13 protein-coding genes are annotated in these 22425 nt (G+C 61.8%); 12 read left to right on the top strand and 1 reads right to left on the bottom strand.

Going from position 1 to position 22425, the window contains the following annotated elements; translation table 11 throughout:
* The first annotated feature begins 52 nt into the window (after window positions 1-52).
* The 6 genes from ACFQZG_RS20205 to ACFQZG_RS20180 all read left to right on the top strand — a co-directional run bounded on the left by ACFQZG_RS20205 (window position 53) and on the right by ACFQZG_RS20180 (window position 13000).
* The gene (locus ACFQZG_RS20205; protein WP_378155782.1) at window positions 53-970 is read left to right on the top strand and encodes a carbohydrate ABC transporter permease; all 918 of its coding nucleotides are present in this window, start codon (window positions 53-55) and stop codon (window positions 968-970) included.
* Window positions 970-1842 carry a carbohydrate ABC transporter permease gene (locus tag ACFQZG_RS20200; RefSeq protein WP_378155780.1) on the top strand — a complete coding sequence of 291 codons (873 nt, stop codon included), beginning with the start codon at window positions 970-972 and terminating at the stop codon, window positions 1840-1842. Before ACFQZG_RS20205 ends, ACFQZG_RS20200 begins: the two co-directional genes overlap by 1 nt.
* A 45-nt stretch (window positions 1843-1887) precedes the next feature.
* Window positions 1888-4176 (top strand): hypothetical protein, encoded by a 2289-nt coding sequence (locus ACFQZG_RS20195; protein ID WP_378155778.1) that lies wholly within the window; start codon window positions 1888-1890, stop codon window positions 4174-4176.
* Window positions 4173-6779 (top strand): GH116 family glycosyl-hydrolase, encoded by a 2607-nt coding sequence (locus ACFQZG_RS20190; RefSeq protein WP_378155776.1) that lies wholly within the window; start codon window positions 4173-4175, stop codon window positions 6777-6779. Before ACFQZG_RS20195 ends, ACFQZG_RS20190 begins: the two co-directional genes overlap by 4 nt.
* Window positions 6780-6781: 2 nt before the next feature.
* Complete coding sequence (locus ACFQZG_RS20185) at window positions 6782-8872, top strand: alpha-galactosidase (protein ID WP_378155774.1); 2091 nt, start codon at window positions 6782-6784, stop codon at window positions 8870-8872.
* Between the two features lie 156 nt (window positions 8873-9028).
* Entirely contained in the window at window positions 9029-13000 is a 3972-nt protein-coding gene (locus ACFQZG_RS20180; protein WP_378155772.1) for an S-layer homology domain-containing protein, read from the top strand.
* A gap of 495 nt (window positions 13001-13495) precedes the next feature.
* On the opposite strand, the gene lplA is transcribed toward ACFQZG_RS20180, so the two are convergent.
* Window positions 13496-14491 carry a lipoate--protein ligase gene (gene lplA / locus ACFQZG_RS20175; RefSeq protein WP_378155770.1) on the bottom strand — a complete coding sequence of 332 codons (996 nt, stop codon included), beginning with the start codon at window positions 14489-14491 and terminating at the stop codon, window positions 13496-13498.
* Between the two features lie 208 nt (window positions 14492-14699).
* Here lplA and ACFQZG_RS20170 point away from each other — a divergent pair, with 208 nt between their 5' ends.
* The 6 genes from ACFQZG_RS20170 to ACFQZG_RS20145 all read left to right on the top strand — a co-directional run bounded on the left by ACFQZG_RS20170 (window position 14700) and on the right by ACFQZG_RS20145 (window position 22414).
* The gene (locus ACFQZG_RS20170; RefSeq protein WP_378155768.1) at window positions 14700-15710 is read left to right on the top strand and encodes a Gfo/Idh/MocA family protein; all 1011 of its coding nucleotides are present in this window, start codon (window positions 14700-14702) and stop codon (window positions 15708-15710) included.
* Window positions 15711-15848: 138 nt separating this feature from the next.
* A complete protein-coding gene (locus ACFQZG_RS20165; RefSeq protein ID WP_378155766.1) occupies window positions 15849-17609 on the top strand; it encodes a sensor histidine kinase in 1761 nt (586 codons plus the stop codon).
* Complete coding sequence (locus ACFQZG_RS20160; RefSeq protein ID WP_378155764.1) at window positions 17606-19156, top strand: response regulator; 1551 nt, start codon at window positions 17606-17608, stop codon at window positions 19154-19156. The genes ACFQZG_RS20165 and ACFQZG_RS20160 overlap by 4 nt, the downstream gene beginning before the upstream one ends.
* A gap of 108 nt (window positions 19157-19264) precedes the next feature.
* Window positions 19265-20614, top strand: a complete 1350-nt coding sequence (locus tag ACFQZG_RS20155; RefSeq protein ID WP_378155762.1) for an extracellular solute-binding protein — start codon at window positions 19265-19267, stop codon at window positions 20612-20614.
* Window positions 20615-20697: 83 nt separating this feature from the next.
* On the top strand, window positions 20698-21573 hold the full coding sequence (locus ACFQZG_RS20150) for a carbohydrate ABC transporter permease (protein ID WP_378155760.1): 876 nt from the start codon (window positions 20698-20700) through the stop codon (window positions 21571-21573).
* A 13-nt stretch (window positions 21574-21586) separates the two neighbouring features.
* Entirely contained in the window at window positions 21587-22414 is an 828-nt protein-coding gene (locus ACFQZG_RS20145; RefSeq protein WP_378155758.1) for a carbohydrate ABC transporter permease, read from the top strand.
* Window positions 22415-22425: the final 11 nt, after the last annotated feature.

The following is a 22425-nucleotide window of genomic DNA, read 5'->3' as shown; positions in this document are numbered from 1 at the left end:
GCGCGCGGACGTTCTCCCCGTTCGTTTACTCTGATTAAGGAGGCGGGACGTCATGGCTCAACCCTCAATACCCGCGCCGCCGCGAAGCGGCCGCAGCCGTTCGGCGCGCGCCTGGCTGATGGCTTACGCGTTCGTGCTTCCCGCGCTGGGATTCACGATCCTGTTCGAATACGTGCCGATGCTCGACGGCATCTACCACTCGTTCTTCCGCTGGAACGGCGCGAACCTGGAACGGTTCGTCGGGTTCGACAACTTCAGGGAGATTATCCGGGACGATCTGTTCTGGGAATCCGTGCGGAACATGCTGTTCTTCCTGTTCTTCAATCTCGTGCTGATGGTTCCGACGATCGTGGCCTGCATCGCGCTCGTCCGCATCAAGAATCAGAAGGCCCAATACGCGTACCGGATTCTCTACTGCTTGCCGATGATCATTCCGATGATCGTCACGCTGCTGCTCTGGCAGTTCATGTACAACCCGCAATACGGCTTCTTCAATCAGTTCCTGACGTCGATCGGCCTGGAGGAATGGACGCAGCTATGGCTCGGAGATCCGAACCTGGCGAAGTGGTGCATTCTCTTCCTTAATTTCCCGTGGATCGTGACCGTGCACGCGCTCATCTACTTGGGCGGCCTGCAGAGCGTCGACACCAGCATCTGGGACGCCGCCAGCATCGACGGCGTAGGCCCGGTGAGGCGGGCGTTCTCCCTCGAGCTTCCGCTGATCAAGGGCCAGTTCAAGCTGAACGTGATCGGCGTGCTCGCGGGCACGATTACCGGATACAGCACGCAGTTGATTCTGACGAACGGCGGGCCCGGCTACGCCACCATGGTGCCCGGACTGTACATGTATCAGAAGGCGTTCGGCAAGCAGGTCGACTTCGGCTACGCTTCGGCGGTCGGCTTGATGCTGTTCGCGATCGCCCTCCTGATCTCGATCGTCACGATGAAGTATATAAGGAGTGAGGACTGATGGCATCCGCAGGCGCGGAAATCCGCGAAGGCGGCGCAAGCCGCGCGCGCCGCAAACGATCGTCGCCGGCCGAGTGGCTGAAGCACGGCTTCATCATCGCCACGTGCGTGCTGATCTTCTACCCGTTCGTGCTAATGGTGCAGACGTCCTTGAAGGACACGGGACAGATCATGTTCGAGTTCTTCTCCTTGAAGGGCCCGTACCATTGGGACAACTATACGTTCGCGTGGGAGATGGTATCCCCGCTCGTCTGGAACAGCCTGATCATGGCCGGAGGAAGCGCCCTCCTCGGCTGCCTGATCGCGGCGCTCGCCGGTTACGCGTTCGCGAAGCTGAAATTCCCGTTCAAGGAAGCGCTGTTCTGGGTCATCTTCGCGAAAATGCTGCTGCCCGCCGTACTCAATCTGATTCCTTCGTTCGTGCTGGCGTGGCGCATGGGCCTGCTCGACACGTACTGGGTCGTCATCCTGTTCGCCGTCGGCGGCGCGCAGCCGTTCTGGGTGTTCGTCATGCGCACGTTCGTCAGCCAGCAGCCTCACGAGCTGTTCGAGAGCGCCCGCATCGACGGGGCAAGCGAGTTCCAGACGTTCCGTCACTTGGCGCTGCCGCTGCTGAAGCCGATGCTCGCGCTATCCGGCATCCAGGTGTTCCTCGGGGTATGGAACGATTACATCTGGCCGCTCGTGACGATCCAGACGCAAGAGATGAGACCGATCACGACCGGCCTCGCGTACTTGACGACCGGTTATCCGGGAGATTACGGCCCGCTGATGGCCGGCTACACGCTGGCCAGTATCCCGCTGCTCCTGTTGTTCTCGCTCGGCATGAAGCAGTTCGTTCAGGGGCTGACCGGAGGGGCGATCAAGCTGTAAGGCGGCTCCGCGCGAGCCGCGATCGAAGGGGAGGAATACGGAATCATGACACGATCCGCGAACAAGCAAGACCGGGCGGACATCATCGGGTACGCTTTAAGGGAGCTCGTGGCTTTCGCGGCGGCGATGACGGTAGAAGAAGTATGGATCGAAGGCTCCGCGGTATGCTGGGGCCGTCAGGCGGACGGGGCGCGCTTCCGCGCGACGTTGTCGCTGAACCCGGAGCTCGGGCCCGGAGAGATCTCGCTCATCTCGGACGAGCGCGGCGCGCGGGTCGAAGGAGGCAGTCCGGCCGCGGTGCTTCATGCGGTCTACGAATGGCTGGAACGTCTCGGGGTTCTCTTCGAGGCGAGCGGGGAACGGACTCCTCCGCCGGTCGCGCGCCTAGATCCGCCTATGCTGCGGGTGCGGCACTCGCCGTCCGTGGAGGAACGCGGCATTCGCATGCATCTGAATTTCGTGCAGGACCAGTCGTTCTTCAGCGAGGACGGATTCGCGGCGTTCGTCGACCGAACGGCCAGATTGAAGCTGAATTCGCTGATCTACCATATGTACACGCCGCAGCAATGGTTTCCGTTCGAATACCGGGGCGTGCGGCATCTGGATCTGAGTCTCGGCAACCTGGACCGGAAGCCGATCGATCCCGGCATGATCGGCCGGGACCGGGTGAAGGTCAAGGAGCATTGGTTCCCTCGGGAATTCGAGGACATCCGGGATCCGGAGGCGTTGCTGGCGGCCGTGCACGGCCGGTTGGCGCGGATGATGGCCCGCGCCGGCGCGAGGGGCATCCGCAACACGTTGTCGTTCGAGCCGGAATCGGTTCCGCCTGGCGTGCTGGACGCGCTCTCCGCTAACGGCGGCGCCGGCGATGGAGCGGGTCTGGCGCTGCCGGAAGATTGGCAGACCGGCTGGTCGGGCCAACGGCTCGGCGCGCTCGACGCCCGCGATCCGCTGCTGCTGGACATTACCGCGGAGCGCTGCTTGCAGGCGGCCGCCGCGTTCCCGGACTTGAACGAGCTGCAGCTCATTTCCCGCGAGGGAACGGCATGGCATCCCGGTCCGGGAGAGAGCTACGAGTCGGAGATTGCCAGGCTGAGCGAGCGCTTCGGGCTGGACGAGTCGCTCTTCGACCTGAAGGCGCTGGGGCGGATCGTCCCGCCGAACGAAGGGCCGGAGATGAACCCTAAGGCGCATCCGTATTGGACCGTATTGCCCGGCAACGACTATTACCCGACGGTCGTCGGCTCTCTGCGGTTCGTCGAGTTGGCGCTCGACGCGCTCGCGGATTCCCGCGTGCGCGCCATGCTGGCGGAGCGGGAGATGACGGCGTCGATCGCCGTGTACAGTCCGAACCCGGAGACGGTGCGGCTGATGATGCCGGCGATCGCGGCCATGCTGCCGGCGGGTACTCGGTTCCACTGCCTGGCCGATTATAGCGCGGGCGACATCGCGAACAGCTTGCCCGACTGGCGCCCGCTGGCGGACGCCGGCCATCGCGTCGGCGTCTTCTCGTGGCTGGAGTTCGACGGCATCATGATGCTCGCACAGAACTGGACGTCTTCGCTTCGGGATAACGTGCGTGCGGCGATGCGGCTGGGCGCCCGGTCGATGTCGTTCAATCATTGGCGGGTCCGCTCGCTCGAAGCGAACTTCGCGGCGGCCGCATCGCTATGTTGGAACGCGGACGAAGAAGGCCGGGAGCGGCGGTACGCGGCGTCTCGATACGGCGCGGGGCAAGCGGAGCAGGCAATCCGCGCATATGCGCTTCTGGAAGAAGCTTCGGCCTACGCCAAGCGGCGCAATTACAACATCGGCTTCACCTCCGATTGGGTCATCGTCCATTCGACCGGCGAGCCCGGTTATTCGTGGCGGGTGCTCGAAGGCTCGGCGAGGCGTTACGCCGCGGCGGCGGCCGCGTTCAGCGAGTTGGCGGACGCCTGCCGCGCTTCGGCCGACGGATGGCTCGGCGGAGCGGAGCAGGCGGCTTACCTGGCCGACTTGTGCGCGATGAGCGAGTGGCACGTCCGGGCGGTCGGCCGGCTCCAGAACGCGAAGCTTCCGCTGATCGGCTATAAGGCTTGGCCGATCGGCAACCCGCATGCGGCTTGGCCGGCACCGGGGCTGCTCGCGGGACTGCTCGCCGAAGCCGAAGCCGCGTTGGAGCTGGAGCGGCGGTACATGGACGTCTACGCTCCATGGGTATCGACTTGCGACGAGCAAGGTCAGCTCGTCATGCACCACCAAGGCGTCATCGAGCCGCTGGAGGCGTTCGCCGCGGAGCTGCGCGCGCGCTTGGCGGAGGAGACGGCCTGGAGAGAGGAGGACGGGGCATGAGCGCGACGACCGACGGGATCTATACGCGAGAAGAGCTGTTCGGCCAAGCGGCGGCGGGCATCCGGCTCGAGGGAGGCGCGTCCGATCGGGCCGGCGCCGGGTTAAGCCGGCGTTCTTTCGACGGGACGGCCAAGGAAGCGGCCTTCCCTCTCGGGGGCATCGGAACGGGGAACGTGTCTCTCGGCAGCCGCGGAGAGCTGCGGGATTGGGAGATTCAGAACCGTCCCGGCAAGCGGAACAGGCTGCCCAATTCGTTCTTCGCCGTCTGGGCGAAGAAGGAGGGCGGCGAGCCGGTCGCCCGCGTGCTGGAATCGCGGCTGACGCCGCCTTACGGCGCGGCGAACGGTTATCCGCCCGAGACGGCGGCGGGGTTGCCGCGCCTCGCGGGCTCCCGGCTGATCGGAGAATATCCGATCGCCCGCATCGTCTTCGAAGATGACTGCTTACCGGTGCAGATCGAACTGACGGCCTACACGCCGATGATTCCGGGCGACATGGAAGACTCCGCGATCCCCGGCGCTTACTTCGTGTATCGCGCGACGAACGCAGGCGACGCGCCGGTCGACGTCACGATCGCGGGATCGCTGGGCAATCCGGTCGGTCTGTCCTGCGACGGCTACGGTACGCTCGATTACGACGGCACGGGCGGGCATGTCCACGAGCTGCGCAAAGACGGGGATCGCGCGGGATTGTTCCTGCATTCGCGCAAGTACGGCGAGGGCGAGCTTCGGTACGGCAGCGTCGCAATTGCGACGGACGCGGAGGAGACGACGGCGAAGCCGGTGTGGCTTCGCGGCTCCTGGTTCGACTTCCTGCAGGAATTCTGGGACGACTTCGCCGCCGACGGGCGGCTCGACGATCTCGGCTATGAGGAGCCTTCCGCCGACGGCCGCATGGACAGCGGCACGCTCGGAGCCTGCGCCCGGATCGCCCCTGGAGAGACGAAGACGTTCCGCTTCGCGCTGGCTTGGCATTTTCCGAACCGGATCAACGGATGGAACGACCGTGCCCGCATCTCGGACCCGGACAGGGCGGTCGCGCGCAACGCGTACGCCTTGCGGTTCAAGGACGCTTGGGATGCGGCCGATTACCTGCTGCGGCACCGCGAGAGATTGGAGCGGGATACGTACGCCTTCCACGGCGCGCTGTTCGGCTCGTCCATGCCCGCCTACGTGCTGGACGCCGCGTCGGCCAACTTGGCGGCGCTCCGGAGCACGACCTGCTTCCGCCTGGAGGACGGTCTGCTGCTCGCGTTCGAGGGCAGCCTCGACACGGAGGGCTCCTGCGAAGGGAACTGCACGCACGTGTGGAACTATGCGCAAGGCGCGGCGTTCCTGTACCCTTCGCTCGAGCGGGGGACGAGACGGACCGAGTTCTTCGAGGAGACCGAGGCCGACGGCAAAATGAACTTCCGCGCGTATAAGCGGTTCGAGTATAACTGGACCTGGTTCGATCAGGACGAGGCGCCTCCGGCGGCCGACGGGCAGCTCGGGTCGGTCATGCGGGTATACCGGGAATGGAAGCTCAGCGGCGACCGTCCGTTCCTCGAGGAGCTGTGGCCGCAAGTGCGCCGGTCGCTGGCCTTCGCGGCGCGGCATTGGGATCCCGACGGGGACGGCGTATTGGAGGGCGTGCAGCACGTAACGTACGACATCGAGTTCCACGGGTGGAACCCGTTAGCGGGCGTCATCTATCTGGGCGCGCTGAAGGCCGCCGCGGAGATGGCGCGGGCGCTCGGAGACGTCGGGGCAGCCGACGAGTACGAAGGCTTGTACCGCCACGGTTCTGAATTGCTGAACGAGCGGCTATGGAACGGCGAGTATTACGAGCAGCGGATCGACGACGTCAACGCCTTCAAGTACCAGCACGGAACGGGTTGCTTGTCCGACCAGCTGTTCGGCCAGCAGCTCGCGCATCTGTACGGGCTCGGTTATCTGCTGCCTCCGGAGAGGGTGCGCGGCGCGCTCCGCGCCGTGTACGCCCGCAACTTCCGCACCGACTTCTCCCGCCACGCGAATTGCCAGCGGTCCTACGTCTTCAACGACGAGAAGGGACTCGTGCTGTGCTCCTGGCCGCGCGGCGGACGTCCCAAGCTTCCGTTCATCTATTCGGACGAAGTATGGACGGGCGTTGAATACCAGGTGGCGGTCGGGATGATCTGCGAAGGGCTGCTCGAGGAAGGATTGACGCTCGCGCGAGCCGTATGGGAGAGGCACGACGGCTATCGCCGCAACCCGTGGGACGAAGCCGAATGCGGCTATCATTACGCTCGCTCGCTAGCGAGCTGGGGACTGCTGCTGTCGCTCGGCGGCTTCCGCTTCGATATGGACCGGAGAGAGATCGGCTTCGAGCCGCGGCTGTCGGCCGAACGGTTCCGGACGTTCTGGAGCGTCGGACCGGGTTGGGGAACGTACGAGCAATCGCTCGGCGAAGACGGCGTCTGGCGGGCGGAGCTGCGCGTATTAGCCGGGGATATGGAAGGCGTTAAGGTCGCCGCGTGCGGGACGACCGGCGTCATCCGGGACGGAGCGATGGTCTTGACCGCGACGGCCGCAAGCTCGATTACGGATCGGGAAGACGATGAAGGGAAGGACGATGCTTAGCCATGAAGGCAATTAGAGCGAATGCCGAGCCGATAACGCTCGGGCACGACGAATTAACGTTCGACCTGCTGTCGCATCCCGAAGGCTGGTCGGTCTCGTTCGGCCTTCCGGGCTCGGGCGGGTTGGAGTGGACTTCGGTCGACGTCGCGTCGGGACTATTCGGCATCCTCGCCGATGAAAGGCGGTTGAGCGCGTCTTCTCGCGAATGCGAGCTTGTCGACGTCCTTCGCGATACGGCACCCGACGGAACCCGGCAAGCCGTCCTGCGGTTCCGTCTGCCGGAAGCGAAGCTGGAGGTCGACTATCGCGTCGCTTGTTATCCGGGCTTGCCGGTCTTGGAGACCGGGATGACCGTGCGCAACGCCGGCGAGAAGACGGTCGCGATCGACCGACTGGATTCGCTGGCTCTCGTCCTTCGGCCGGACGACTGCGGGCTGCGTTACTTCGCGAGCGGATGGGGCCAGGAATTCGAGCCCGTCCGGCAACCGCTGGACCGGCAAGGCGGATTCACGCTGGAAACCCGCCAAGGCCGGTCTTCGAGCGACCGGCATCCTTGGCTTACGCTCGATCGGCCGGACGGGGCGTTGCTGACCGTCTGCCCCGCTTGGCCGGGCAATTGGATCATTCGGCTAGAGCCGGGTGACGAAGACGGCTCCGTTCTCGGCGCGGGCATGAACGGCTGGGGATTCTCGGCGAAGCTCGGGCCGGGAGAATCCTTGGACGGTCCGCCGGTCGTTCTGGCGCTCGGCAGCGGCGGGGATCTCGATTCGACGGCCGTGCCGCTCGCGAGGGCGGGCAGGCGCCATTGGTATCCCCGGACGAAGGAAGCGCTGGCGCTGCCGGTCGAGTGGAACCACTGGTTCAGCTACGAGGACAAGGCGATCGACGAGACGGCGTTCCGCCGCAACGTGGACGAAGCCGCGCGGCTCGGCTTCGAGATCGCCGTGCTGGACGCGGGGTGGTTCGGGCGGTCCGAAGCGCAGGCGAACTGGTACGAATCGCGAGGCGACTGGGACAGGGTCAACGCGCTGCGCTTCCCATCCGGCATTCGGGCGCTATCCGATTATACCCGCGCCAAGGGGCTGCGGTTCGGCCTCTGGTGCGAGATCGAGGCGCTCGGCTCCGAAGCGCGGCTGGGCGAGGATCATCCGGGCTTCGCGGCGACTCGGAACGGGGAGCCCGTCGGCTATGTATGCCTGGGCAATCCAGATGCGCGGCAATGGGCGTTCGATATGCTGGACCGGCTGATCACCGACTACCGGTGCGACTGGATCAAGCTGGACTACAATCTCGATCCCGGGGCGGGGTGCGACCGCGCGGATCACGGTCACGGCGACGGCGACGGGCTGTACCGGCACATGGAAGGGTACTTCGAGGTGCTGGGCCGCATTCGCGACAAGCATCCGGACGTCGTGCTGGAGAATTGCGCTTCCGGAGGTTTGCGCATCGATCTGGGCATCCTCCGGCATACGCACGCGACGTTCCTGAGCGATCCGGATTGGCCGGAGCACAGCTTGCAGACGTTCTGGGGGGCGACGACGATGCTCGCCCCGGACGCGACGCTGCGCTTCACGTTCAGCGAATGGATGGGCAAAAAACCGCCGCAGTCGTTCGATCCGCATGATCCTGCGCTTCGACCCGGACAATTCGATTATTACACCCGGATCGGCATGCTGGGCGGACTCGGGTATTCCCAGCGCTTGCCGGAGCTGCCCGCCTGGATGGCGGAGCGCGTCGCCTTCCATAACGACTTGTATAAGCGGGTCGTCCGCCGGTTCGTTCGGGAGGCCGACCTGTATCGCTTGACGGAGCAGCCTGTGCGCGGCGGGAAGGGAGACCGTTGGACGGCGTTCCAATACGCCATGCCCGACGGATCGGAGCATCTGCTGTTCGCGTTCCGCCTGATCGGAGGGGAAGACGGCCGGCGGCTTACGCTTAAGGCGTTGAGTCCGGAGAGGGTCTATAAGGTAGAGACGCTGACCGGAGAAGGAGACGCGGTACCGTACAATATCGCCGGTGCCCGGCTCATGCGGGAAGGTCTCGTCATTCCGGGGCTGCGTGACGAAGAAGCGGCGATCGTCAGAATCTCGTAACTCGAAGAAGAGGCTTTGTCCGTGGGATTGCCGCGGATATCGCCTCTTTTTTGCCGCTGTGCCGGCGTTTTTTTGTTCTTTTTGTCGATTTTACCGCTATTTTACCTACCGATGGTAAATTGGATCGCAAAAGCGTAAGGGAGTGTTCCATCGTTGATGCATCGAATCGTTAAGATCACACTGGCTACGGCGGTAATCTTGTCGGGGTTCTTGGGGGCGGGCATACAAAGAACGTCCGCATCTTCGCCGTCCGATATCGCCGATCATTGGGCGAAAGAGACGATCTCCGCATGGATCGAGCGCGGACTGATCGATGGCTATGCGGACGGCAGCTTCAGGCCGGACGATGCCGTGAAGAGAGCCGAGGCCGCCGCGCTGATTAACCGATCGTTCGGGTTGGGCGGCGCGGAGGCGATCGGTTATTCGGACGTAAACGCCTCCGATTGGTATTACGAAGCCGTAGGAACGGCGAATTCGCAGAAATATATGTCCGGCTATCCGGATGGAACGTTTAAACCGAACGGGCTCGTCACCCGTCAGGAATTGGCCGTCATTTTATCCCGATTGTTGGTATTGCCGGTCTCGAATTCGTACGGCGGATTCGAGGATACGAAGAATAGACCCGGATGGAGCAAAGGCGCAATCGGCGCGGTCGTCGAGGCGCGACTCATGAGCGGCTATCCGGATCGCACGTTCCGGCCGGACAGACCGGTTAGCCGAGCGGAAGTGGTCGCGACGTTAGACCGGGCGCTCAAGTCGAGAGCGAGCGCAGTCGTTCGATATGCAAAAGCGGGCGTCTACGGACCGAGCGAGGGCAACGAATCGATCCGAGGCAACGTCGAGATCCAAGCGCCCGGCGTCACGCTGCGGAACGTAACCATTAATGGCGATTTGCTGCTCGGCGCGAACGTCGGAGAAGGCGACGTGATCCTTCGCAATGTGAAGGTGACGGGCTTGACCGAGATTCATGGCGGCGGGGCGAACAGCGTGCATATCGAGAATTCCGTCCTGGCTCAGGTGATCGTCGACAAGGCGAATCATCAGATACGCATCGTGTTGGAAGGGGATTCCTCCGTCGAGGAGATCGTGCTTCAATCCGGCGCGAAGCTTGAAGAAGCCGACGACGCAAGCCCGGGCGGCGTTAACGTCGTAACGCTGTCCGAGCAGCTGCCGGAGAAGATCTCCATCGAGCTGAGCGGTTCGTTCGATACGGTGAACGTGTTGTCCGGCAACGTGGTCGTGTCTTTGCTGAAGGGCGTCGTCCAACAGTTGAACGTATCGGCCGATTCGGCGAACAACGAGATCAAGACGGGCATGGATACTACGATCGCCAATCTGCTGCTTGACGCGGTTACGAAGGTGGTCGGTTCAGGGACGATCGAGAAGGCGATTATCAACGTGAACGGCACGACTTTCGAGAAGGCGCCGCTTCAAGTCGTGAAGAAGGAAGGCGTCGATTCGCAAGTCGGCAACTCGACGGGCGGAGGCGGGACGCCGCCAGCTCAACAACCGACCGCGCAGGAACGACTGCAGACGGCGAAAACGAACACAGCGGCGCTGCAGGAAGGCGAATATTCATCAGACAGCTGGGCCATTCTTGCGGCGGCGTTGGGGTTGCCCGAAACGACGAGTATGGAAGTCTCGGCGAAAACGACGGCGATCGAAGCGGCAATCGCGGGCTTGATCAATGCGCAAGCGGCAGCGGACTTGGCCGCTGCGGTCGCTGAAGCGAACGCTCTTGCGGAAGCGGATTACACGACGGGAAGCTGGTCTGCGCTCGAGACGGCGCTGAGCGGCGCGGAAGCGACGAACGCGCAGGTCGTGGCGAAGACGGCGGCGATCGAGGCGGCGATCGTGGACTTGGTGTTCGCGGGAGCGGCGGACTTGGCTGCGGTCGTGGCAGAAGCGAACGCTCTTGCGGAAGCGGATTACACGACGGGAAGCTGGTCGGCGCTCGAGACGGCGCTGAGCGGCGCGGAAGCGACGAACGCGCAGGTTGCGGCGAAGATGGCGGCGATCGAGGTGGCCATCGCGGACTTGGTGTTCGCGGGAGCGGCGGGCTTGGCCGATGCGGTTGCCGAGGCGAACGCGCTGACGGAAGCGGATTACACGACGGCAAGCTGGTCTGCGCTCGAGACGGCGCTGAGCAGCGCGGAAGCGACGAACGCGCAAGTTGCGGCGAAGACGACGGCGATCTATTCCGCCATTGCGGACTTTGTGTTCGCGGGAGCGGCGGACTTGGCTGCGGTTGTGGCAGAAGCTGACGCTCTTGCGGAAGCGGATTACACGACGGGAAGCTGGTCGGCGCTCGAGACGGCGCTTAGCGGCGCGGAAGCGACGAACGCGCAAGTCGTGGCGAAGACGACGGGGATCGAGGCGGCCATCGCGGACTTGGTGTTCGCGGGAACGGCGGGCTTGGCCGATGCGGTTGCCGAGGCGAACGCGCTGGCGGAAGCGGATTACACTACGGCAAGCTGGTCTGCGCTCGAGACGGTGCTTAGCGGCGCGGAAGCGACGAACGCGCAGGTTGCGGCGAAGACGACGGCGATCTATTCCGCCATTGCGGACTTGGTGTTCGCGGGAGCGGCGGACTTGGCTGCGGTCGTGGCAGAAGCGAACGCGCTGGCGGAAGCGGATTACACGACGGGAAGCTGGTCTGCGCTCGAGACGGCGCTGAGCAGTGCGGAAGCGACGAACGCGCAGGTCGTGGCGAAGACGACGGCGATCGAGGCGGCCATCGCGGACTTGGTGTTCGCGGGAGCGGCGGGCTTGGCCGATGCGGTTGCCGAGGCGAACGCGCTGGCGGAAGCGGATTACACGACGGGAAGTTGGTCGGCGCTCGAGACGGCGCTGGTCGGCGCGGAAACGACGAATGCGCAAGTCGTAGCGAAGAAGGCGGCGATCTATTCCGCCATTGCGGACTTGGTGTTCGCGGGGGCGGCGGACTTGGTCGATGCGGTTGCCGAGGCGAACGCGCTGGCGGAAGCGGATTACACGACGGGAAGTTGGTCTGCGCTCGAGACGGCGCTTGGCGGTGCGGAAACGACGAACGCGCAAGTCGTGGCGAAGACTGCGGCGATCGAAGCGGCTATCGCGGACTTGGTGTTCGCGGGAGCGGCGGGCTTGGCCGATGCCGTCGCTGTGGCGGACGCGCTCGCGGAAGCGGATTACACGACGGCAAGCTGGTCTGCGCTCGAGACGGCGCTGGTCGGCGCGGAAACGACGAATGTGCAAGTCGTAGCGAAGAAGGCGGCGATCTATTCCGCCATTGAGGACTTGGTGTTCGCGGGGGCGGCGGACTTGGCTGCGGTCGTGGCAGAAGCGAACGCGCTGGCGGAAGCGGATTACACGACGGGAAGCTGGTCTGCGCTCGAGACGGCGCTGAGCGACGAGGAAGCGACGAACGCGCAGGTCGTGGCGAAGACGGCGGCGATCGAGGCGGCCATCGCGGACTTGGTGTTCGCGGGAGCGGCGGACTTGGGCGATGCGGTCGCTGAGGCGAACGCGCTCACGGAAGAAGATTACATGCCCGAAGATTGGAATGCTCTCGTTACGGCGTTGGCAATGACGGAGGGAACGAACGCGCAGATCGTGGCGAAGACGACGGCGATCGAAGCGGCGATCTCGGCGTTGGTGACGAGAGCGGAAGCTTTGATTACGGCGGAGCAGACGGCGGCCGCTCTAACGGTAACGGCGTACACGGCAGCGAGCTGGAACGCGTTGCAGTCGGCATTGGCTTTGCCGGCTTCAACGAATCAGGAGAAGTTGGACAAGATTGATGCCATCGGGAGTACGATTGCGGAACTGGTCGTGAGGGTCGTTACGAGCGTTACGATCATTGGCGAATCGGGAGAGCCGATCGTCCTGCGGATGCAGTACCCCGGTGCGTATAATCACCTGCCATTCCAGGCCGTAGTAAGAGATCAATTCGGCATCGCGATGACCCATGAGGGCGTGACGTGGAGCATGCAGGGCAACGACGCCAATGATTTACTCCAGCAGGTCACCTCTTCTTCCGTTACATTCAGCATCAATCACAACGCCAATCCTCGCACGGCCCTGCTTGTCGCGACGTCGACCGCTAATTCTAGCGTGAGCGCGACGTTTGCCGTTCAAACGACGACCTGATCGATATAACGCCACACTCCTATCCGATGGAGGGTGCGATAATAACGGTAACAAGCTGTTCGGAACGGGAGAATCGGCGAATTGGAAGAATGAGGCGAAACGGTGATTATACGAATAACGAAGAGGCAGCCCCGCCGGGCTGCCTCTTCGCGTATGCGAGCATGTTAGTTGCAGAACGTACATCTAATTTGTCCCATTGAACCTCGGTCGGAGATTTAGTTGCAAAACCTACAGTTAGTTTAGGATCAAAGCCGCCATTCGGCCGGTTGACGCCGAAATAGCTGCACGAAATGCAACTAAACGCGCGGAAACGAGGGTGCGAGCCGAAATTAGTTGTACCAAATACAATAAGGGGCTTGCCGAGCGGCGAGTCGGTGTCAAAATCGGCACGACGGCACGACGGCACGACGGCACGACGGCACGACGGCACGACGGCACGCCGGCCCGCCGGCCACCCAACGGCCCATCCGCCTGCTCGCCTACGCGGCCCCCTCCCTACAACAACATCCCCAAGAACTCCTCGCGAGGAATCGGACCGAGATACGCCCGCAGATCGATGTCCGCCAGCGCTTCGGTAAGCGACGCGGCGTCGTAGCGCACGCCGACGAGCCGCCCGGTCACGTCGGACACTTCGCCGGTGCCGAAGAAGTCGCCGTAGATCGCCGCCTCCGTCACGATGCCGCCCTCCACGTTCAGCCGTACGTCGTACGTGCCCGCGCCTTCGACGCGTTTCTTCTGCCGCAGGTTGAACGCCGGGGACCGCCCGTAGTTCCACTCCCACGACCGGTAGCGCTCGTCCGCGAGCGCGCGGACCTCCGCCCACTGTTGCTCGCTGAGCCTATACTCCGGAATATCCGGCGAATCCGCGAAGATCGATTCCAGCAGCGACCGGCGGAACTGCGCCATCGTCATCGGCCCGGCGAGGAATTCGGAGATGTTGGCGACGCGGCTGCGCACCGACTTCGTCGCCTTCGAGGCGAACTTCGACGGGTCGACGTTCAGCGCCGAGACGACCGCGTCGATCTCGGAATCGAGCAGCAGCGTGCCGTGGCTGAACATGCGGCCTTTGGTGGCGAATTGCGCGTTTCCGGATATTTTGCGTTCGCCGACTTGCAGGTCGTTGCGTCCGCTCAGCTCGGCTTCCACCCCCAGCTTGCGCAGAGCGGTAACGACCGGCTCGGTGAACTTGCGGAAGTTATGGAACGACTTGCCGTCGTCCTTCGTCAGGAAGCTGAAGTTCAAGTTGCCGAGGTCGTGGTATACCGCGCCGCCGCCGGACAGCCGCCGAACGACGTGGATGTCGTTGTCCGAGACGTAGGCCGCGTTGACCTCTTCGGCGGTATTCTGGTTCTTGCCGATGATGATCGAAGGTTCGTTGATGTAGAAGAGGAGATAGTCTTCCTCTTCGATCGGAAGCTTGCGAAGAATATACTCCTCGAGCGCGAGGTTAAGGGTAGGGTCGGTAATGTTGCCGTTGTCGATGAAGCGCAAAGTCAGTCCTCCTGTGTGCAACGATGGAATCAGTTAATCACATTCGCCATCGAATCACAAGTCGAAGCGGACATGGCATAAATTCAAACCTATCGTGTCGCGAAAACGTAGAGAGGACGAACGGGAGCTATGCTAGACTAAGGGTGATTTTCGGGGGAAAATCGGGCGTTCACGCAGGTTCGAGGAGAACCGGGAGGTAAACAATCATATGGCGATTATCGAAGGAAGACGAATCCGGAGCGCGGTCATCGGGTACGGCGGCGCGTTCAATATCGCGAAGATGCACGCGGAGCACATGACGCAATGCGGGATCGAGTTCGTCGCTGCATGCGAAATGAACGAAGAGCGGCTGGAGCAGGCGTTGAAGGATTGGCCGGGCATCCGCGGCTTCAAGAGCGTGGAGGAGCTGCTCGCGCAACCGGATATCGATCTCGTAGCGGTCATTACGCCTCACAATACGCATTACGAGCTGGGCATGCAGGTACTGGAGAGCGGCAAGCATTGCATTCTCGAGAAGCCGATGTGCATTACGGCGGAGGAAGGCGACGCGCTCGTGCGCAAGGCGCAAGAGAAGGGCGTTGTGCTGTCCGTCTACCATAATCGCCGGTGGGATGCTTGGTATATGGCGGTCAAGGAGCTGGTCGCGCAGGGAGCGATCGGGGACATCTTCTCCGCGGAGCTGTACACGGGCGGACACGGGCATCCGGGCCATTGGTGGCGCGGCAATAAGGAGATCTCCGGCGGCATCGCGTACGACTGGGGCGCGCACTTCCTCGACGCGCTATTCGGCATTATGCCGGGCAAGCCGACGACCGTTCGCGGGTTCGCGAACAAGCTGAAGTGGAACGACGTGACCAACGAAGACCATATGGAAGTCGTCATCGGGTTCGATAACGGCGCTTCCGCTAGCTTGACCGTCTCCAGCATCTCGTACGCGCCGCGTCCGAACCGCCGCATTCTCGGCACGAAGGGCGCGATCATCAGCAACGGAGACACGGAAGTGACGCTGTATACCGAAGAAGACGGCAAGCGGGTCGAGCGGAAGATCGAGACCGGCGGGTCTCAATGGCCACGCTACTACGAGAACATCGTCGACCACCTGACGAAGGGCGGCGAGCTCGTCGTGAAGCCGGAGCAGGCGCGCCGCGTCATCGCCGTGCTCGATACGGCGGGCAAGTCGGCCGCGGAGGGCAAGGAGCTTCGCGTGCCGTTCGAGTAAGAGAGCATGGGGAGAGGCATTATCCGGGCGAGACCGGGTAGTGCCTCTTTCGTCGTTCCAAGTGCGATCATGCGTCGACGGGCTTCGATCTGTTACAATAACGGTCAAACAAGGATACAAGGATATCGGGGGATCGTCATGACGGCCTGGTTCAGTAAATCGCTCATGCGCAAGTTGTCGTTGATCATGCTGGTGTCTATTCTTGTCCCCTTATTATCGCTCGGAATCTTCTCGTACTTGACCGCTTCGGATCTGGCAGAAGAGCAAGCGAAGCTGACCGGCAGCAACATCCTGAAGCAGCTCGATACGAACCTGGAGTTCATCATGAAGGATATTCAGAACCAGTCGTTGTTCTTGATCGGCAGCAAGGACGTGCAAGCGTACTTGAACAACTCCGCCTTGGACGCGCTGAAGATGCAGACCCGGATGATCGAGTTCCTGTCCAATCTCGTCTTCTTCAAGCCGTACATCGCCGATATTACGATCTATCCGAAGAGCGGCGCGCCGCAGGCGTCGAGCACGACGTTCTTCGGCACGGAGCTGCCGGACGTCTTGGCCGAACACGGCCAGTATTCCGCGGATCACCCCTACGATTGGACGAGAAGGTACGAGACCGTTACCGACGCGGGGAAGAAAAGGGTCATCTCGCTCATTCGGCCGGTTCGCAATACGTATTCCTACAAGGAGATCGGCACGCTCGTCATCAGCATGGACGAGAAGGCGATCGGCCGCATCTTAAGCGAAGCGGGAGCGGGAGGCGAGAGCGACCTGTTGCTCGTCGACGCGGAAGGACGCATCTTGTCGGGCTCGAGACCGTCCGTGCCGGAGCGCATCGACGCGCTGTTGCCCGGCTTGCGGCTTCCGGGGGAAGCTTCCGGCTCGCTGAACCACGGGAGCGGCAAGGACAAGCGCACCGTGCTCTATCTGACGGTGCCGGGCGTCGATTGGAAGCTGGTCGAGGTCATTCCGTTCTCCGTCTACAAGGCGCAGAACCGTTACGTGCTCGCGCTGACCGCGGTCGCGGTCGGCCTCTCGCTGTTCATCGTGATCGCGCTCGTCATCTACTTCGTACGGCGGTTGACGAAGCCGCTTCGCATGCTGACCGTCTTCTTGAAGGACACCGATCCGGAGAAGCCGATGGTCACGTATCCGGTCGAATCGATGGACGAAGTCGGCCAGCTGGTGCGCAGCTACAATAAGCTGTCCGACCGAATCGGCTTGTTGACCGAGCAGGTGAAGCTGAACGAAGCGATGAAGACGGAGGCCGACATGCAGGCGCTGCAGGCGCAGATCAATCCGCATTTCCTCTATAACACGTTATCTTCGATTCACTGGATGGCGCTCATGAACAAGGACAAGAATACGGCGGACATGGTGGGCAACCTGAGCGATTTTCTCCGATTCAGCTTGAACAAGGGCGCTCAATATTGCTTGCTCGAGCAAGAAGTCGACCATGCGCGCCATTACGCGAACATCCAGGCGATCCGTTATCCGGACAAGTTCGACATCCTGTTCGCGATCGATCCGGAGCTGAACCGCTACGCGATGTTGAAGCTGCTGCTGCAGCCGCTCATCGAGAACGCGCTCGCTCACGGCATCCAGAAGCAGCCGGGCAAAGGCAGCATCAGCGTGAACGCGACGAAGCAAGGCGGGACGATCCGGTTCTCCGTCGAAGATACCGGCGTCGGAATCGTGCCGGACAAGCTGGCTGACATTCGGGCGGCGCTGAGCCGGTCGGACGAACAGGACGATGTTCCTCAGGGCAGCTACGGGCTGCGCAACGTGAACCGGAGGCTGTTGCTCCATTACGGCATTAACGCGGGATTGGTCGTCGAGAGCGTCGTCGGCGCCGGCACGCGCGTCTCGTTCACCATTCCAGTGTCGGAGGAATCGGCATGATTAAAGTATTGATCGTCGACGACGAAGTCATCATTCGCAACGGGCTCAGCACCGTCATCAATTGGGCGGAGCTGGACTTCCACCTGCTTCCTCCCGCCGAGTCGGCAGAAGAGGCGCTCGAGCGCATTCCGGGGGAGAAGCCCCATATCGTGCTAACCGATATTCGCATGACCGGCAAAGACGGATTGATGCTCGCGGCCGAGCTGAAGGAGATGCTGCCCGATACCGAAGTCATCATCTTGACGGGGTACGACGACTTCGGTTACGCCCAGCAGGCTCTTCGGGAGGGCGTCAGCGACTATTTGCTGAAGACGAGCCGGCCGGAAGAGATCATCAAGGCCGCGATCAAGGCGCGTCAACGCATCGAGTCCCGTTGGGAATCGCAGAAGCAGGATCATGTGAAGCAGTCCGCGTACCGCGATAAGCTGCTGGACCGCCTGCTCGTGGAAGGCTCGCTGGACCGGGCGGGCGTCGAGCAGGTCGGGCAGCTGCTGACCGCCGCGTGCGCGGACGCGCGGACGTACCGGGCGATGATCGTCGCCGCTTCCGGCTGGGGAGACGGCGCGCAGAGCGTGGCGTTGCTCCATTATTCCGTGCAGAATATCGCCGCCGAGCTGCTGCCCTGCGTGACGGTGCTCCGTCCGGACTGCGTCGTGCTCCTGCTCTGCGACGGCGGGGAAGCGGCGGACGCGAGCTTGCAGAAGGCTCAGATCGAGCTGGGTAGAATCGGACGCAAGCTGAAGTGCAAGCTGTTCGCCGCCGCGGGCTCCCCGGTAAGGGACGTCGAAGCCTTGAAGCGGTCGTACGAGGAAGCGTTATACGCCAGCACGTTCCGATGGATGTCCGGAGAAGATGCCGTGGTGGAATACGAACGCGTCAAAGCCCGCCAAGGCGGGAATACGGTATGCGCGCAAGAGGTAGAGACGAGAATGATCGCGATCTTGAAGCAGGGCAGCGTCATCGAGCTGCGCCATTGGGTGCAGGAGACGATGACCGCGCTCATGCAGGTTCCCGATGCGACGCCGCAATCGGTCGACTTGTATATGAACTCGGTTATCTTGTCCGCCCGGCGCTGGCTGGAGCGGGCATGGCAGGCGTTAGGCCAGCCGGGCTCGCCGCCTTATGCCTCCGGCGGATTGTCCGAAGAGCGGAACGACAAGCCGGAGGAGGCGCTGTTCGCCAGGCTGAAGTCTTATATGGATCTGTACCGCGAATCGATGTCGGGCGAGCGGGTGTCGTATATTCAACGCGCCGTCGCGTACATTCGGGACAACCTGGATCGCAACTTGACGCTGCAGCACGTGGCCAACCATATCCATCTGAATCCGAACCATTTCAGCGAAGTGTTCAAGCGCGAGATCGGCATGACGTATATCGAATACGTCACGAACGAACGCATCCGCCGAGCGATGGAGATGCTGGACGAGTCTTCGATCAAGATTAACGAAGTCGCCGGAAGGGTAGGTTACGAAGACGTGAAGTACTTCAGCCAGCTGTTCAAGAAGATCACGGGCAAGACGCCATCGGAATATCGGTTAAGAAACTGAAGTTTGTCTACCCTCCGACCGAAGCATGTCTCCTGCCGCCGATTCCGTAATGCCCCTATACTGAACTCGTAGGCAAGACAGTACACCTATCCAGGAGGGGTTCACGATATGAGAAAATGGCTTATTACGGGTTCGGCGCTCGTTCTCTCGACTTCCCTTGCTCTTACGGGCTGCGGCAGCAACGGTAACAACGACGATGCCGCGGGTTCGAACAACGCACAACCATCCCAAGCGAACGGCGAGAAAGTGAAGCTGTCGATTTGGCATAACTATACCGGCGACGACGGACGCGCCAAGACGATGCGCGCGGTGCTCGACGAGTTCCAGAAGTCGCATCCGAACATCCAGCTCGACGTTCAAGGCATTCCGCCGGACGGCTACCGCACGCGACTGAAGACGGTAGCCGCGGCCAACGAAATGCCCGACCTGTTCGTCATGTGGCCGGGCGTCATGACGAAGGAATTCCAAGCGGGCGACTTGATCCAACCGATCAACGATCTGCTCGACAAGCAGACGGAATGGAAGGAAGGGTTCCTGCCGGGTTCCTTCGACGGGTTCACGATCGACTCGAACGTCTTCAGCGCTCCGATGGCATTGTCCCCGACATCGATTCTGTACTACAACAAATCGATTCTCGAAGCGAACGGCCTGAAGGCGCCTACGACTTGGGACGAGCTGATGAACGCGGTGGAAGTTCTCAAAGGCAAGAAGATTACGCCGATCGCCCTCGGCAACAAAGCCGCATGGTTGGCGCAATCCAGCATCCTCAGCTCGCTGGCCGACCGCGTGACGGGAACGGAATGGTTCCTCAAGGCGGCCGCTCAGGACGGCGCGAAATTCACCGATCCGGAGTTCGTCCAAGCGCTGGCGTATTTGAAGCAGCTTGGCGACGCGGACGCCTTCCAAGCCGGCTTCAACTCGCTGGATAACACGCAGATGGAACAATACTTCGCCCAAGGCAAAGCGGCGATGATGATCGACGGCGGCTGGGCGCTTACGAACCTCGCGGCGAACGCTTCCCCCGAAGCGCTGGCGCAAATGGGCGCGACGGTTCTGCCGTCCATGCCGAACGGCAAAGGCGATCCGAATACGTTGTCCGGCGTCGTCGGCACGGGTCTTGGCATGGCCAAGGGCGTAACGGGCGCGAAGAAAGACGCGGCTCACGAGCTGATCTACGCGTTGGCGGGTCCGGATGCGCAGAAGCGCGTTCTCGAGAGCAACCAGCTCGTCAGCTACAAGGTCGAGCTCGATAAGAGCAAAGTATCGCCGATCTTCGCGGAAGTGTACGAGCTCGTGAATCGCGTGAACCGTACGCCGGTATACGACGGCATTCTGCCTTCGGCTACCGCTGACGAAGTGAACAACGGCTTGCAGGAATTGCTCATGGGCGGCAGCCCGGAGTCGATCGCTAAGAAGATCCAAACGGCCCACGAGAAAGCGATGGCCATTGCCCAATAATCATAGTCGAGATCGCGGTTTCAGTACTTCTCCCCCGGAGGAGGGCTGAAACCGTTCTCATTAAAGAAGAAGGAGGGGTTTGCATGACGTCCGTCAGACGTATGCGAGGCTTCATCGCTCTCGGTCTCGCGCCTGCGCTATTGCTGTTCAGCGTGTTCGTCATTATTCCGATCGTCTGGTCGGCTTACTATGGATTTTTCGATTGGAAGGGTATCGGCTCGGCGAAATTCATCGGGTTCGACAACTTCGAAGAAGTGCTGCTCGACCCGGTATTCTGGAAATCGTTCAAGAACAATATGCTCGTCGTGGCCGCGTCCGTATTCGGACAGGTGCCGATCGCGCTCATTCTCGCGTTGCTGCTCATGCGCAATACTTGGCTGCATTCGTTCATCCGTTCCGCGGTGTTCATGCCGATGGTGCTGTCCTCGGTCGTCGTCGGCATCATCTGGAGCTACATCTATCATCCCGAGATCGGCATCCTGAATTTCCTGTTCGACAAGCTCGGCCTTGAATCCTGGAAGCGGCAATGGCTGTCCGATCCGGACGTCTCGATGTACTCGCTCATGGTGCCGATCGTCTGGAATTATATCGGTCCTTACTTGATCATGTTCATGGCCGCGCTGAAGAACATTCCGGGCGACATGGACGACGCTGCGAAGATCGACGGCGCGCAAGGCGCGCGCAAGCTGTTCTCGCTCACGCTTCCGATGATCTGGGATACGATCAAGGTCGCGGTCGTGCTCTGCATCTCCGGCAGCTTGAAGGCGTTCGACCTCATCTACGTCATGACCGGAGGCGGACCGGCGCACTCGACCGAATTGCTCGCGTCCTATATGTACAACAACACGTTCGCCATCTATCGCTTCGGTTACGGCAGCGCCGTATCCACGATGATCATCCTGCTCAGCTTGCTTCTGATCGTCGGCAGCCAATATCTCATGAAGAGAGACAATCGTTAAGGAGGGCTTTGGCATGAACTTGCGCATGTGGAAAAACAGCACCGCGAACGTGCTAATGACCCTATATGCTTTGGTAACGTTATATCCGCTATTCTGGCTGTTCATCAGCTCGCTCAAGTCCAACGAGGAGTTCTTCTCCCGCCCGTTCGGGCTGCCGTCGACTTGGCATTGGGACAGCTTCTCCCGGGCTTGGCAAATATCCGATATGGGCACGAGCATGGTCAACTCGATCATCGTTACGGCGCTGTCGCTCGTCGCGACGCTCGCGGCCGGCGCGCTTGCGGCCTACGTGCTGTCCCGATTCCAATTCCGTCTGAAATGGCTCGTCATGGGCCTCTTCCTGCTCGGCATGCTGATTCCGGTTCATAGCACGCTCGTTCCGTTGTTCATTATGATGAACAAGATCGACCTGCTCAACTCGTACTGGGCGCTCGTGCTGCCGTACGTCGCCTTCGAGCTGCCGATCGCGATCTTCATCATTCAAGCCTATATGATGACGTTCCCGAAGGAAATCGAGGAAGCGGCGCACATCGACGGCTCCGGCTACTGGGGCATCTTCTTCCGAATGATGCTGCCGTTGTCCGCGCCGGCGCTGGCTACGGTGTCCATCCTGGCGTTCTTGCGGTTCTGGAACGACTTCGCGTTCGCGCTCGTGTTCATCAGCGATCCTAAGCTGAAGACGCTGCCGCTCAGCCTCTCGATGTTCGCCACGGGCTACATGACCGACTATCAATTGACGATGGCCGCGCTGGCGATCGCCGTCATTCCGACGATCGTCGTGTACTTGATCTTCCAGAGAAGCATTATGCAAGGAATGATCGCGGGAGCGGTCAAAGGTTGAATAGGATCGGT

Source organism: Cohnella sp. GCM10027633 (genome assembly GCF_042675445.1).
GTDB lineage: Bacteria > Bacillota > Bacilli > Paenibacillales > Paenibacillaceae > Cohnella.
The sequence above is the reverse complement of the archived record's forward strand: the minus strand, read 5'-3'. Positions and strand labels throughout refer to the sequence as shown.